Annotated in this window: 11 protein-coding genes; 9 read left to right on the forward strand and 2 right to left on the reverse strand. The window is 70.3% G+C overall.

The genetic code is table 11. The features are described from left to right. Positions 1–26: 26 nt before the first annotated feature. On the forward strand, positions 27–1031 hold the full coding sequence (gene trpS, locus QE410_RS12370; protein ID WP_307332425.1) for a tryptophan--tRNA ligase: 1005 nt from the start codon (positions 27–29) through the stop codon (positions 1029–1031). Between the two features lie 245 nt (positions 1032–1276). On the opposite strand, the gene QE410_RS12375 is transcribed toward trpS, so the two are convergent. Then, a complete protein-coding gene (locus tag QE410_RS12375; protein WP_307332427.1) occupies positions 1277–2038 on the reverse strand; it encodes an endonuclease domain-containing protein in 762 nt (253 codons plus the stop codon). Between the two features lie 299 nt (positions 2039–2337). Between QE410_RS12375 and QE410_RS12380 the strand changes: the two genes are divergently transcribed. After that, on the forward strand, positions 2338–3201 hold the full coding sequence (locus QE410_RS12380) for an Fpg/Nei family DNA glycosylase (protein WP_307332429.1): 864 nt from the start codon (positions 2338–2340) through the stop codon (positions 3199–3201). Between the two features lie 335 nt (positions 3202–3536). Here the strand turns inward: QE410_RS12380 and QE410_RS12385 are convergent, their stop codons facing one another. Then, on the reverse strand, positions 3537–4841 hold the full coding sequence (locus QE410_RS12385) for a S8 family serine peptidase (protein WP_307332431.1): 1305 nt from the start codon (positions 4839–4841) through the stop codon (positions 3537–3539). 945 nt (positions 4842–5786) lie between these two features. Between QE410_RS12385 and ribD the strand changes: the two genes are divergently transcribed. From ribD to QE410_RS12420, 7 genes are all read left to right on the forward strand, one after another. Next, positions 5787–6860, forward strand: coding sequence for a bifunctional diaminohydroxyphosphoribosylaminopyrimidine deaminase/5-amino-6-(5-phosphoribosylamino)uracil reductase RibD (gene ribD, locus QE410_RS12390; RefSeq protein WP_307332433.1), 1074 nt, complete (start codon positions 5787–5789; stop codon positions 6858–6860). After that, positions 6860–7513, forward strand: a complete 654-nt coding sequence (locus tag QE410_RS12395; protein ID WP_307332435.1) for a riboflavin synthase — start codon at positions 6860–6862, stop codon at positions 7511–7513. Before ribD ends, QE410_RS12395 begins: the two co-directional genes overlap by 1 nt. Next, on the forward strand, positions 7510–8778 hold the full coding sequence (gene ribA / locus QE410_RS12400) for a GTP cyclohydrolase II (protein WP_307332437.1): 1269 nt from the start codon (positions 7510–7512) through the stop codon (positions 8776–8778). Before QE410_RS12395 ends, ribA begins: the two co-directional genes overlap by 4 nt. Then, positions 8778–9251, forward strand: a complete 474-nt coding sequence (ribH, locus tag QE410_RS12405) for a 6,7-dimethyl-8-ribityllumazine synthase (protein WP_307332439.1) — start codon at positions 8778–8780, stop codon at positions 9249–9251. The genes ribA and ribH overlap by 1 nt, the downstream gene beginning before the upstream one ends. A 245-nt stretch (positions 9252–9496) precedes the next feature. Continuing rightward, entirely contained in the window at positions 9497–9850 is a 354-nt protein-coding gene (locus QE410_RS12410) for a Fe-S protein (RefSeq protein WP_307332441.1), read from the forward strand. Positions 9851–10140: 290 nt separating this feature from the next. Beyond that, entirely contained in the window at positions 10141–11592 is a 1452-nt protein-coding gene (locus tag QE410_RS12415; RefSeq protein ID WP_307332443.1) for an MFS transporter, read from the forward strand. Positions 11593–12025: 433 nt separating this feature from the next. Continuing rightward, a complete protein-coding gene (locus tag QE410_RS12420) occupies positions 12026–13960 on the forward strand; it encodes an ABC transporter ATP-binding protein (protein ID WP_307332446.1) in 1935 nt (644 codons plus the stop codon). The last annotated feature ends 366 nt before the right edge of the window (positions 13961–14326 follow it).

The raw sequence follows: 14326 nt of genomic DNA on the forward strand, positions 1-14326 counted from the left end.
ACCGCACCGCCGCCTAGGATCGAACGGTGACCCAGCAGCGCCTCTACTCCGGAATGCAGCCCTCCGCCGACAGCCTTCAGATCGGCAACTACATCGGGGCCCTGCTGCAGTGGCGCGACCTGCAAGACCAATACGACGCCTTCTTCTCGGTCGTCGACCTGCACGCCCTGACCCAGCCCGGCGACCCCGCCGAGCGGCGTGAGAAGACCCGTCGCACCGCCGCCCAGTACATCGCCGCCGGTATCGAACCCTCCCGTTCGACGCTGTACGTGCAGTCGCATGTGCCCGCGCACGCCGAGTTGCAGTGGGTGCTTTCGACCCTCACTGGCTTCGGCGAGGCGGGTCGCATGACCCAGTTCAAAGACAAGTCGGCCCGGTACGGGACGGATGCCACCAACGTCGGCCTCTTCACCTACCCGGTGCTGATGGCGGCCGACATCCTGCTGTACCAGACCGACGTCGTGCCCGTCGGCGACGACCAGAAGCAGCACATCGAGCTCACGCGCGACCTCGCGGAGCGCTTCAACCAGCGCTTCGGCGAGACCTTCACCGTGCCCAAGCCCGTCATCCAGCGCGAGACGGCGCGCATCTACGACCTGCAGAACCCCACGTCGAAGATGTCGAAGTCGGCGGAGTCCGATGCGGGCGTGCTGTGGCTGCTCGACGACCCCAAAGCCAGTGCCAAGAAGATCATGCGCGCGGTCACCGATTCCGAGGGCGCCGTGCGCTTCGACCGCGACGAGAAGCCCGGCGTCTCGAACCTGTTGGTGATCTACTCGGCCCTGACCGGTCGCGAGATCGGCTCGATCGAAGACGAGTACGCCGGTCGCGGATACGGCGACTTCAAGAAGGGCCTCGCCGAGGTCGTCGTGAGCGAGTTCGAGCCGGTGCGCGAGCGCGCCCTCGAGCTGCTGGCCGACCCCGCCGAGCTCGACCGTGTGCTGGCCGTGAACGCCGAGAAGGCGGCATCCGTCGCCGAGAAGACCCTCGCCGACGTCTACGACCGCATCGGGCTGCTCCGCCGCGGCTGATCCGCTCCGCTCGATGCCCGCACGACCGACTGTCGTGCGGGCATCGTCGTTCCGGCATCGCGACACATCGCTGTTCGCGCGCTCCGCGCACAACTCCTGCACATCGCGCGCGACCGGTGCTCACGCCCGCGCAGGACGGCGAATTGCAGGAGTCGTGCTCGCCCAGCGTCGCGACGCGCCCCTCAGCCCGCGGGTCGTCGGCCCTCCCGCGCACACAACTCCCGCGTGACTCGTCGCCTCGGGATCTATCGCCGGAGCCGAGGTTTCAAGCCGGTGATCGCGGCGCGCACCGCATCGGGCTTATACAGAATCTCTTCGGTGATGAGCCGGAGGGTGAAGTAGCCCGCGTCCGCGGCGACGCGATCACGTCGACGGTCTTCGCGTTGCGCTTCCCACGACGAATGATGAGCCCTGCTGTCGCACTCGATGATGAGCCGGTTCTCCACGACGAAGTCGACCCGACCGACCCGCGGAATGCGAACTTGTGACCTCCACCGCAACCCGAGGCTGCGCAGCATGAGTCTCACGATCGTCTCGGGACCGGATTCTGCAGATGCGTCCACCACGCGCTCCAACCGGCCGAACCGGCGCGGCAGGAGCTGAAAGACGTGCCGTACGTCAGGCGCTCCGATCAATCCCCGGTTCCACGCGCTGTCCAGCGAAGCGATGAAGCTTCTCGGCGGCTGACACGAGGCGGATTGAACGAGCGCCTCACGCAGCGGCGCATGCGTCGCTCGAGCCGGTGCGGCGCTCTCGCGCCAGTGACCGCGAACCTCTGCGCCCCGCGCCGGCAGACGACTCGCGCCGCGATCGAACTGCACATGGACCTGCGTGACCTCGTGCGCGAATATCCCGCGGGCGCGGAGAAGCGACAGGCAATCCAGACGGCCGCCGAGCTGCGCGGCTTGCAGAACGTCGCTCGGCAGTTCAGCGGGCAGGTAGACGTCACGGCGAGCACGAACCAGCATGCCCGCGCGGACAGAACGATCGATGTCGGCACGGGTCATACCCTCGGCACGGAGGTCGCGGTATGAGGCGGACGTGACACACATCAGTCGAGAGTCTCCTGGCGGAGGCGGTCGCGAGCGCCGACGACGCAGTCTGTGGACAACTCAGCCGGTGCGCCTGGGCGACACCACTCCTGCCGGTCGCGTCGGATCGGGCCAGGACCCCCCCCCCCCCCCCCCCCCCCCCCCCCGAATCCCGCGACTTCGCAGGAGTTCTGCACGGACGTACGGCTGCCCTCGCGGATGCCGAGGGGCACAAGGCCTCTTCCCCTGTCGGAGGGGCGTGGCACGATGGGCGCATGCCGGAGATGCCAGAGGTCGAAGGACTTGTCGAGTTCCTGCGGGGGCGCCTCGCGGGGCTCTGCGTCGACAGGGCGACGGTGTCGGCCATCAATGCGCTGAAGACGTATGCCCCTCCTCTGACCGACCTCGTCGGCGCGCGGGTCAGCGGAGTCGAGCGGCACGGCAAGTTCGTCGACATCTCGACCGACGGCGGCATCCATCTCGTGTTCCACCTGGCGAAGGCCGGATGGTTGCGGTGGTACGACGCCCTGCCCACGACGCTGATCAAGCCGGGGAAGACTCCCATCGCGCTGCGCGTGGGCTTCGATGACGGCTCCGGGTTCGACCTCACCGAGGCCGGCACCAAGAAGTCGCTCGCCGTCTATGCCGTCACCGCACCCGACGACGTGCCCGGCATCGCGCGCCTCGGGCCCGACCCGCTCGACGACGATTTCGGCCGCGCAGAGTTCGGTGCGCTGCTCACCGGTCGCCGCACGCAGATCAAGGGCGTGCTGCGCGACCAGTCGATCATCGCCGGCGTGGGCAACGCCTACTCCGACGAGATCCTGCACGCGGCGAAGATGTCGCCCTACGCCCTGGCCGCCTCGCTGACCGACGACGAGGTCGACCGGCTGTTCACGGCGATGACGACCACACTCACCGAGGCCGTCGAGGCGGCCCGCGGCAAGCCCCCGGCTGAACTCAAGGATGCCAAGAGACGCGGCATGCGCGTGCACGGGCGGCGCGGCGAGGCGTGTCCGGCGTGCGGCGACGAGGTGCGCAGCGTCTTCTTCGCCGACAACTCCCTCGAGTACTGCCCGACCTGCCAGACGGGCGGGAAGCTGCTCGCCGACCGTCGTCTGTCGCGCCTGCTGAAGTAGCACCTCGAGATCACAGCCCCCGGCGGCCGCAGCTTCTACGGCGAGACCGTTCGTCACCGACGGCGACACCATCGCGGCACCGGGAACGGGGTCGTGGCGTAACCGAGAGCGGCGCCGAGAGCGGGGTCGTGGCGGCATCGAGAGCGGCGTCGTCACGCCCTCCGCCACAGCACCGCGCCGTCGCCCCACTGCAGCACCGCGCATGTGTGCGACCGCTTGCCGCGCAACGCGTCACCGCACCACCGCTCCTCCAGCCGCCGAGGCGCCTCAACGCACTGGCGGAAACGACAACGGCGGGCGACACCGAAGTGCCGCCCGCCGCCGTCGTCAACGGGTCAGGAGACCGTGATCGTCACGATCGGGCTCCACCCGATGTTGCCGGCCGCATCCACGGCGCGCGATCGGATCTGATACCGGCCCTTGGGGTACTGGCTGGCGTCGAGCGTCGTGCGCCAGAGCCCGTCGCTGCCGCGCACGGCGTCACCGAGCTTGGTCGAGCCGGCCCAGAAGCTGACGCCGGTCACGCCCACGTTGTCGCTCGCCGAAGCGACCAGGTCATTGCGTCCGGTGACCGTCGCACCCGTGGCCGGGCTGACGATGGACGTCGTCGGTGCGGTCGTGTCCTTCGACGGCGTCGGCGAGGGGGTCGGCGTCGGCGAGGCGGTCGGCGTCGGCGAGGCGGTCGGCGTCGCAGTCGGCGTCGGCGTCGGCGTCGGCGTCGGTGTGCGCGTCGGGGTGGGCGACGCAGTGGGCGTCGGGGTCGGCGACGCGGTGGGCGTCGGCGTCGGAGTCGGCGTCGGCACCGGGCCGGAGCCCGTGGGGGCCACGGTCGCGAGGAAGCCGTAGTACTTGCTCGGCGAGGAGCCGGCTGCCGACGGGCTGCCGAACCAGGTGTGGCCCTTGGCGTCGGCTGCCGATGCCTGAGCGATGACCTGCTGGGTGACCTGCGGCGGGGTCATGCCGGCGCAGCTCCCGGTGGTGAAGCAGTCGAGCACGACACCGCTGAGAACGGCCGTCGCCATGCTGGTCCCCGACTGGATGTACCCGTAGCGATTGCCCTTCAGCGTCGTGTAGGGACAGGTTCCGGGAGCCGCCAGAGTGTGGGCCTTGTCCGCGGCGGACACCGCGTAGTTCGTGTTGTTCCAAGGGGTGTCGTCGAGCGTGGTGTACCCGCACGGGCTCGCCGCCAATCCGCCCGGACGACCGTCGTAGTCGGCCATGTTGGTGGCCGTCAACACCTCGTCGTAGGCACCGGGGAGCACGCGCGCGAGGTCGGTGTTCCCGTTGCCGGCTCCCGCCACCACGACGACGCCCTGCGACGTCAGCGTGCAGATCGCCTGGTGAAGGGCGTCGGCGTTCGAGTATCCGCAATTGCCGTCGTCCGCGCCGGCGAATCCGAGACTCATGTTGGCGACCTTGATGTTGTAGGTCGCTGCATTCTTGATGACCCAGTCGACACCGCACAGCAGCGACGACATGGTGCCCTTGTTCTTGGCATCCATGACACGGACCGAATAGATCGGCGCACCGGGAGCGACACCCACCGTGCCCACGTTGTTGTCGTAGGCGGCGATGTATCCCGAGACGCCGGTGCCGTGGCCGTTGCCGTCGCGCTCGTCGCTGAAACCGAGGCAGTTCACTGCTCCGGCCAGGTTTGTAGTCCTCGTGGGAGTTGACGCCCGAGTCGATGACGGCGACAGCCGGACCGGTCCACGGCTGCTGAACCCCGTCGCCCGCGCTGACCGGCGGCGCGTCGGCCTGCACGGTCTTCGGCGTGGGGGTGTCCATCTGCGCGAAACCCTCGACTTCGACGTCGGCCGCCAGGATGCTGACGCGGCTGTCGTTCGCCAGCGCGGTCGCCTCTTCGGCCGTGAGGCTCGCGGCGAACCCGTTCAGGGCGGCGGTGTACCGCTCATCGACATCGACGCCGTAGCGTGCCGCGAGCGCGGGCGCGTCGACGCCGTCGGCGAGCCCGATGATGTAGTCGCCCGCCGGGCGCGTGGCGGCCGACGCCGGTGACGCACCGACCACGCCGGCCAGCACCACGGCGGCCACGGCCACCATCGCGCTCGCAGGACGGAAGATCTTCAAAGCCATTTCCTCAACCCTCGCCAAGAACTCAGGGCGGAGTAATAGGAATGCCCGCCAGCGATAAGAATACGGCCTGAAAGTTTCGACAAGGTGACGCGCCCGAGATTCTTTGGTATAGATTGCGCCTCCGTTGCGGTCGTCGGCGACGACGCGGCCGGGTCACCGCCCGTGCGAACGGAGTCGCATCCCGCCGACGGAGGCAGTCGCACCCCGCCGCCGCCCGTGTTCCCTCCGGTTTCGGGGAATGGAACGGCCACCGCCGCGTTCACTACACTCAGAAGTGCAACAACGTGCTCCGGGGTCGGTGGGAATCCGAACCGGCGGTGACAGTCCGCGAACCCCTCCGCGTCATGCGGTGGGGCCGATCCGGTGGAACTCCGGAACCGACGGTGATGCGACGGGTAATTCGTCGCTAGTCCGGATAGGAGGCAGCACGGAGGGCGTTACGCGCCATCCCGCTGATCCTGCCCCGACACCTCGGGAAGGACAGGGAAATGGCATCCGCCGTCGAGATCGACGCCATGCGGCGAGCACTCCTGCTCGCCCGGCGCGGCCCGCGCGGTCTGAATCCGCAGGTCGGCGCGGTCATCCTCTCCCCGGCCGGCGACGTGCTCGCAGAGGGGTTCCATCGCGGAGCGGGCACCCCGCACGCCGAGGTCGACGCCCTGTCGCAGCTCGCTTCCGGCGAAGCGCGCGGCTCGACCGCGGTCGTCACTCTGGAGCCGTGCAATCACACCGGCCGCACGGGCCCGTGCGCCCTCGCGCTCATCGAGGCGGGCGTCGCCCGCGTGGTCTACGCCCTCGACGATCCCACGGATGCCGCGGCGGGCGGCGCGGACCGGCTCCGGGCTGCGGGTGTCGACGTCGAGAACGGCGTCGAGGCCGACGCCGCCGCGGCGCTCGTCCATGACTGGGTGACGCTGCAGCGCACCGGTCGCCCGCACGTCACCGTCAAATGGGCGCAGAGCCTCGACGGCCGGGCGGCCGCGGCGGACGGCTCGAGCCAGTGGATCACCGGGCCCGACGCCCGCCGCGACGTGCACGCGCGCCGTGCGCAGGCCGACGCGATCGTCGCGGGGACTGGAACGGTCCGTAGCGACGACCCCGCCCTGACCGCGCGGTCCGACGACGGGTCGCTTCTCGAGCATCAGCCCGTACCGGTCATCGTCGGAGCGAGCGAGACGGCTCCGGATGCCGCTGTGCGCCGCCACCCGCACGCTCCGCTGTTCTATGCGACACACGACCTGCGCGCCGTGCTCGCCGACCTCGCCGGGCGAGGCGTACAGCGCGTCTTCGTCGAGGGCGGACCCACCGTGGCGAGCGCGTTCCTGCGCGAGGGCCTCGCCGACGAGGTGCTCGTGTACGTCGCTCCCGTGCTGATCGGCGGCTCGCGCCTCGCCCTCGGCGACATCGGCGTGGCGAGCATCGCCGACGCGCGGCGGCTTGTCGTGGCATCCATCCAGAATCTGGGCGACGACCTCGTGATCGTCGCCCACCCCGCCGACGACCGCAGTGCACCCGCACCGCTCGGCGCCGACGCCGCCCCCGACACCAGAGGAGACGCCTGATGTTCACCGGAATCGTCGAAGAGATCGGCGCCGTCACCGCCGTCGAGCCCTCGGGCGACGGCGTGCGGCTCACGCTGCGCGCGCCGCTGTCGGTATCGGATGCCGGCCACGGCGACTCGATCTCGGTCAGCGGCGTGTGCCTCACGGTCGTCGACCAGGGCGACGACTGGTTCACCGCCGACGTGATGAAGCAGACGCTCGACGTGTCGACGCTGGCGGGCGTCTCGCCCGGGCGGGCGGTCAACCTCGAGCGCGCCACCGCCGCCCACGGCCGGCTCGGCGGGCACATCGTGCAAGGCCACATCGACGGCACGGGGGTCGTGCGCGAGGTGCGGCCGGGCGCCCAGTGGAGCGTCGTGCGGGTCGGCATCCCGGCTCATCTCGCACCGCTCGTCGTCGACAAGGGATCGATCGCGATCGACGGCGTCTCGCTCACCGTCAGCGCGGTCAGCGAGGCCGCGAATCCCGAGCCGTGGCTCGAAGTCTCGCTGATCCCCGAGACCCTCGCAGCGACGACGCTCGGCACGGCCGAGGCGGGCACCCCCGTGAATCTCGAGACCGACATCCTGGCCCGCCATGTGCAGCGCATGCTCGCTTTCCGCACCGACGCCGGCGCACCCGGCAGCATCGACACCGAGAGGGGCTCCGCATGAGCCTGTCCACCATCCCCGAGGCCCTGGAGGCCCTGCGTCAGGGACGCCCGATCCTGGTCGCCGACGACGAGAACCGTGAGAACGAGGGCGACGTCATCATCTCGGCGCAGCTCGCCACCCCCGAGTGGCTGGCGTGGACGGTCCGCTGGTCGAGCGGTTACGTCTGCGCCCCCATGCCCGCCGAGTGGGCCGACCGGCTCGACCTGCCGCCCATGGTCGAGGTGAACCAGGACGCTCGCGGTACCGCCTACACCGTGAGCGTCGACGCCGCCTCGGGCGTGACGACCGGCATCAGCGCCTCCGACCGTGCCCGCACGCTCAACGTGCTCGCCGACCCCGCATCGGTGCCGACCAGCGTCATCCGCCCCGGACACGTGCTTCCGCTGCGTGCCGTCGACGGCGGTGTGCGCGAACGCGCGGGCCACACCGAGGCCGCCGTCGACCTCATGCGCCTCGCCGGACTCGAGCCGGTCGGTGCGATCGCCGAGGTCGTCGCCGAAGACGGCAGCATGATGCGCTTGCCCGGGCTGTTCGAACTCGGCGAGCGCGACGGCATCCCGGTCATCACGATCGAGCAGCTCATCGCCCACCTGAACGAGACCGACCCGCTGCCCGCCGCTGCTCCGGCGCGGCGCCGCGTGAGCCTGCGCGCCGAATCCAACGTGCCCACCTCGCACGGAACCTTCCGCTTCCTCGCCTATAAAGATCGTGTGACGGGCACCGACCACCTCGCCGTCGTCTCCGGAGACCTCACCGAGAAGGCGCCGCTCGTACGCGTGCACTCCGAGTGCCTGACCGGAGAGGCGTTCGGCTCGCTGAAGTGCGAGTGCGGTCCCCAGTTGGATGCCGCGCTCGACACCATCGACCGCGACGGTGGCATCGTCATCTACATGCGCGGCCACGAGGGACGCGGCATCGGCCTCATCAACAAGCTGCGCGCGTACAACCTGCAGGAGCGCGGGCTCGACACGGTCGACGCCAACCTGGCCCTGGGGCTGCCCGCCGATGCCCGCGACTACGCCGCCGCCGCCGGCATCCTCGCCGACCTGGGCGTCGAGCAGGTGCGTCTGCTCACGAACAACACCGACAAGGTCGCGCAGTTGCGCAGCTTCGGCCTCGACGTCGTCGAGCAGGTGCCCCTGCTCGTGGGCGTCGGCCCCAACAACCACCAGTACCTCGAGACGAAGCGCGACCGCATGGGTCACGTGATCGCCGAGGACGACCTGCGCGACGCGCTCGCGCACATGAAGGAAGAGAGCGTCTGATGGCCGGCAGTGGAGCACCTGAGACCGGCGGCGTCGACGCCTCCGGCCTGAAAGTCGTCGTCATCGCCGGCACCTGGCACGAGGTCATCACGAACGGCCTGATCGCCGGGGCGAAGCGCGTCTTGGACGCCACCGGTGCGACGTACCGCGTCGTGCGGGTTCCCGGTTCGTTCGAACTGCCCGTCGCGGCGCGCGCCGCCTTCGACGGCGGGGCGGATGCCGTGGTGGCCCTCGGCGTGATCATCCGCGGAGGGACGCCGCACTTCGAGTTCGTCTCGTCGGCGGCGACCGACGGCCTGACGCGCGTGGCGCTGGACGCCGGCAAGCCCGTCGGCTTCGGTGTGCTCACACTGGACGACGAGCAGCAGGGCCTCGATCGCGCGGGACTCGAGGGATCCAAGGAGGACAAGGGCGAGGAAGCCGCCGACGCGGCGATCCGCACGGCTCTGGTGTTGCGGGAGCTGCGCGGCTGAGCGCGGCCCACCGGGCGGGCTCGGGGCCTGAGGTGGCTCAGCCTGCCGAGCCACCGGAACGCCCCGCGGCCGGACCCTTCGACAAGCCCAGGCGGCCGCCCACAACGAGGTGGCTGAGCCCGTCGAAGCCACCGGGGTCACCGTGGGGCCGGTCCCTTCGACAGGCTCAGGGACCTCATGTCGGCGGCCCACGGTGAGGCCCGCCTTGCTGGCGACCGCGGCACGGCATCCATAACCTGACCGGTATGGAGATCCTGCGCAACGTCGTCATCCTCGTGCACCTCGTCGGCTTCGCGGTGCTGTTCGGCGCGTGGGTCGTCGAGGCCGTGGCGCGCCGCACCCGCATCACCCGGCTGATGAACCCCGCCCTGGGTGTCTCCCTGGTCTCGGGCCTGGCTCTGTCGGCCCCCTGGGGCCTCGACCACGACCTGAACTACCCGAAGATCGCGATCAAGCTGGTCGTGCTGCTCGTCATCGGTGCCCTGCTCGGTATCGGGTCGGCTCGACAGAAGCGCACGGACGCGCTGCCTTCCGCGATCTTCTGGCTCATCGGCATCCTGACCCTGCTCAACGCAGCGCTGGCGGTCATCTGGCGCTGATCGCCCGGACGCCGTCTCGCTCACCCGGCAGACAGCGGAATCCGTGGGCGATGAAGCTCGAGCGCCCGGACGCAGGTCCGCTCACCCGTCGGCCGCGGATCCCGTGGCCGCCCGGGCGACGGCGCCCATTGTCCGCTCAGCGCACGCATAGACTGGAGGGTCTGACGCCCCTGACGCGGGGACGTCCCGGTGATTCTTCGCCTCCACGCCCGCATCCACCCCCGCGAGCGCGCGCGACACCGCCGCGTCCGACCCCGGACGCGACCGTTCGACCCTCTCGTCAGGCGCTCATGACCTCCTCATCCCCCACCACCCGCTCCGCCGCCGTCCCGGCCAATCCGCGTTCGCGTGTCATCACCGCGAGCCTCGTCGGCACGACGATCGAGTTCTACGACTTCTACGCCTACGCCACGGCCGCGGTGCTGGTCTTCCCCGTGCTGTTCTTCCCCACGGGCAATGACACCACCTCGCTGCTGCTGTCGTTCAGCGTCTTCGGCGCCGCCATGGTCGCGCGCCCCCTCGGCGCCATCGTCTTCGGCCACTTCGGCGACCGCTTCGGACGCAAGGCGACGCTCGTGGCATCCCTTCTCACGATGGGTGTCGCGACCTTCCTCATCGGCTGCCTGCCCACCTTCAACGAGATCGGCGTCTGGGCGGCCGTGCTGCTGCTGATCATGCGCCTCGCGCAGGGCTTCGCCCTCGGTGGCGAGTGGTCGGGTGCGGCCCTCGTCGCGACCGAGAACGCCCCGAAGGGCAAGCGCGCCCTGTTCGGCACGTTCCCGCAGCTGGGCGCCCCGATCGGCTTCATCATCGCCAACACGGTGTTCCTCGTCATCAACTTCGCCCTGCCGCACCCCGACGGCACCGCGCAGCGCTCGGCGGAGTTCCTCGCCTGGGGCTGGCGCGTGCCGTTCCTGTTCTCGGCCGTGATGGTCATCGTGGGCCTGTACGTACGCCTCAAGCTCGTCGAGAGCGAGTCGTTCGCCAAGGCCGAGAAGAGCGGTGCGATCCGCAAGTTCCCCCTTGGCGAGGTCGTGCGCCGCAATTGGAAGCAGCTGATCCTCGGCACGTTCATCATGCTGGCGACGTACGTGCTGTTCTACCTGATGACGAGCTTCACGCTCTCGTACGGCACCAAGCCCACGCTCGAGGGCGCCGCCGCCGCAGCCGAGAAAGCCGGCACCGCGTTTGACGCCGCCGCCTACGTGCCGGGGCTCGGTTTCGGGTACACCGACTTCGTGATCATGCAGATCATCGGCGTGGTGTTCTTCGGCGTCTTCACGATGCTGTCGGGCCCCGTGGCCGATGCGATCGGCCGCAAGCGCCTGCTCATCGGCGTGACCATCGCGATCATCGTGTTCGGTCTGACGTTCTCGGTCTTCCTGCTGCCGCACGCCGATCCGAAGTTCACGGGCGCGCTCGTGCAGGCGTTCCTCGTGTTCGGCTTCCTGCTGATGGGCTCGACGTTCGGTCCCATGGGCGCGGTGCTGCCCGAGCTGTTCCCGACCAACACCCGCTACACCGGTTCGGCCATCTCGTACAACGTCTCGTCGATCCTCGGCGCGGCCCTGGCCCCCATCGTCGCGGTGGCGCTCTGGGCGACCGGCGAGGGCAACCCGTGGCTGGTCGGCCTCTACCTGTCGGCCATGGGTGTGCTCACCCTCATCGCCCTGGTGCTCTCGCCCGAGACCAAAGACGTCGACTACGACGACAACATCGCCGCCGGAGCGATCGCGCCGTAACCCGCCGTCTGACGGGACATCGGATGCCACGGGGCCTCGGCCTCGTGGCATCCGTCGTTCTCGGCGTCGGATCGGGCACGACTCCTGCAGATTCGATGCCGGCGGGTCATGACAGGCCGCGCGGGGCGTTCTCGCCGGAGGTGTGCGCCACCCGCCAGTCCCCCGGACTCCCCTTCACCTGCGCGGCCCGGGCCGGCGGGTCGTGGCAGGCCGCGCGGGGCGTTCTCGCCGGAGGTGTGCGCCACCCGACTGTCCCCTCGACTCCCCTCTACCTGCGCGGCCCGGGCCGGCGCGCGCACATCTCCTGCACAACGGTGCAGACCGGCGCTGGGGGTGCGCGCGATGCTGTCGCTGCAGGAGGTGTGCGCTGCCGCCCGCGCATAGCGGCGAGAGGTACGGTCGAAGCAACCCCATTTCCCTTCCCGAGGTCTGCATGTCTTCTCCCGCTTCCGGGCGCGGTCGGCGCGGTCGCCGCGTGCCCGAGGGCCCGCGCGCGTCGTTCCGTCAGCTTCTGCCCTTCCTGCTCGAACACACGCGCACCCTCGTCGTCGTCGCGGTGCTGAGCGTGCTCGGGGCCGCCACCACGCTCGCCCAGCCGCTGCTCGTGGGACAGGTCATCTCGCGCGTTCAGAACGCCGTGCCCCTCGGCGCCCTCGTGTGGCTGCTCGTGGGCTTCGTCGTGGTGTCGTCGGTGATCTCGGGGTTCCAGCACTACCTGCTGCAGCGCACCGGCACCGCGGTGGTGTATTCGTCGCGCAAGCGGCTCATCGCCCGCATCCTGCGCCTGCCGGTCAGCGAGTTCGACGCGCGCCGCACCGGCGACCTGGTCTCGCGAGTCGGCACCGACACGACACTGCTCTACGCGGTGCTCACGCAGGGCTTCGCGGATGCCGTGGGCAACGCGCTCATCCTCGTCGGCGCGGTCATCGCGATGGCGTTCATCGACCCACTGCTGCTCGCACTCATCGTCGTGGTCGTGGGCACCTCTCTGGCGGTCGTCGTGCTGCTCAGCACGCGGATCCGCTCGGCATCCGCCGCGCAGCAGGCCAAGGCGGGCGAACTGTCGTCGGGAGTCGAGCGGGCGGTGGGCTCGATCCGCACCATCCGTGCCGCCGGCGCCACCGACCGCGAAACAGCCGCCGTCACCGGCGCCGCCACCGCGGCCTACGAGGCCGGTGTGCGCATCGCGCGGGTGTCGGCCCTCATCGTGCCGATCGCCTTCGTCGCCCTGCAGGTTTCGCTGCTGGTGGTGCTCGGCGTCGGCGGGTACCGCGTGGCATCCGGCGCCATCGACGTCGCCTCCCTCGTCACCTTCGTGATCTTCCTGTTCCTGCTCGTGCAGCCGCTGGCCTCGGCTGTCGGGGCCATCACGTCGGTGAACCAGGCACTGGGCGCACTGGGGCGCATCCAAGAAGTGCTCGACCTGCCCCTCGAAGACGATGACGACCGGGTACGCGCGACCTCGTCGGCCGGCGCCCCCTCGCAGCCGCAGGCATCCGCCACGGTCAAAGACGCGCCCGCGGCGAGCGGACCGCGGACGACGGATGCCGCGGCGATCGCCTTCCGCGATGTGCGGTTCCGCTACCCGGATCACGTCGTCAAGGCGCGCGAGGCCGCGGCGAAAGAAGCGCGTTCTGTGTTGGCCGACGTGCACCTGGACGCCGGCGAGTTGCCCGCCGAGACGGACGACGAGGTGCTGCGGGGCGTGTCGTTCACCGTGCCCCGCGGGTCGCGGGTCGCGCTGGTGGGCCCGTCGGGTGCGGGCAAGAGCACGATCCTCTCGCTCGTCGAGCGCTTCTACGACCCGACCGACGGCACCGTGCTGATCGACGGCATCGACGCCCGCGACCTTCCGCGCGACGAGCTGCGCGCCCGCTTCGGGTACGTCGAGCAAGACGCCCCGACACTCGCCGGCACGATCGCCGACAACCTGCGCCTCGCCTCACCCGCGGCATCCGACGCCGACTGCGAGCGGGTGCTGCGCGCGGTGAACCTCGGCGACGTGCTCGAGCGGAATCCCCTCGGCGTCGACGCCCCCGTCGGCGAGGACGGCGTCATGTTGTCGGGCGGCGAGCGTCAGCGCCTCGCCATCGCGCGAGCGCTGCTGGCCGCTCCCCCGGTGCTGCTGCTCGACGAATCGACCTCGTCGCTCGACGGCGTCAACGAACAGCGCATGCGCGAGGCGATCGACGCCGTCGCGACCGACCGGACACTGCTCGTGATCGCGCACCGCCTCTCGACGGTCGTCGACAGCGACCTCATCGTCGTGCTGCAAGACGGCCGCGTCGTCGGCCAGGGCACGCACAGCGAGCTCGTGGCATCCACTCCCCTGTACCGCGACCTGGCGAAGCACCAGCTTCTGGTCTGAGGCCCGGGCGGTCGCGGCGTAACCCCGCCGGCGCCGAGAACGCGCCATAAACGCGATCTGCGTACACAAACGCGCTGTGCTCGCGTTTCTGCGCGCGGACAGCGTTTATGCGTGACCGTGCGGGCCTGACCGCGCGCATGACGCGGAACGCGTGACCGTGCGGGCCTGACCGCGCGCACGACGCGGAACGCGTGGCCGTGCGGGCCTGACCGCGCGCATGACGCGGAACGCGTGACCGTGCGGGCCTGGCCGCTGCGCGCGCGTGGCCCGGAACGCGCGCGCACGACGACGCCCCTCCCGCGCGCCAAGAACGGGAGGGGCGTCGAGTCGAGACGCTCGCTCCGCCGCCGCGAGACGGCGGGGCGG

Source organism: Microbacterium sp. SORGH_AS_1204 (genome assembly GCF_030818935.1).
Lineage (GTDB): Bacteria > Actinomycetota > Actinomycetes > Actinomycetales > Microbacteriaceae > Microbacterium.

Excerpts from the sequence above, each read along its gene's own strand:
- QE410_RS12380 (WP_307332429.1), top strand. The coding sequence starts at position 2,338 with ATGCCGGAGATGCCAGAGGTCGAAGGACTTGTCGAGTTCCTGCGGGGG.
- ribD (WP_307332433.1), top strand. The coding sequence starts at position 5,787 with ATGGCATCCGCCGTCGAGATCGACGCCATGCGGCGAGCACTCCTGCTC.
- ribA (WP_307332437.1), top strand. The coding sequence starts at position 7,510 with ATGAGCCTGTCCACCATCCCCGAGGCCCTGGAGGCCCTGCGTCAGGGA.
- ribH (WP_307332439.1), top strand. The coding sequence starts at position 8,778 with ATGGCCGGCAGTGGAGCACCTGAGACCGGCGGCGTCGACGCCTCCGGC.
- QE410_RS12420 (WP_307332446.1), top strand. The coding sequence starts at position 12,026 with ATGTCTTCTCCCGCTTCCGGGCGCGGTCGGCGCGGTCGCCGCGTGCCC.
- QE410_RS12415 (WP_307332443.1), top strand. The coding sequence starts at position 10,141 with ATGACCTCCTCATCCCCCACCACCCGCTCCGCCGCCGTCCCGGCCAAT.
- QE410_RS12395 (WP_307332435.1), top strand. The coding sequence starts at position 6,860 with ATGTTCACCGGAATCGTCGAAGAGATCGGCGCCGTCACCGCCGTCGAG.
- QE410_RS12410 (WP_307332441.1), top strand. The coding sequence starts at position 9,497 with ATGGAGATCCTGCGCAACGTCGTCATCCTCGTGCACCTCGTCGGCTTC.
- QE410_RS12375 (WP_307332427.1), bottom strand. The coding sequence starts at position 2,038 with ATGACCCGTGCCGACATCGATCGTTCTGTCCGCGCGGGCATGCTGGTT.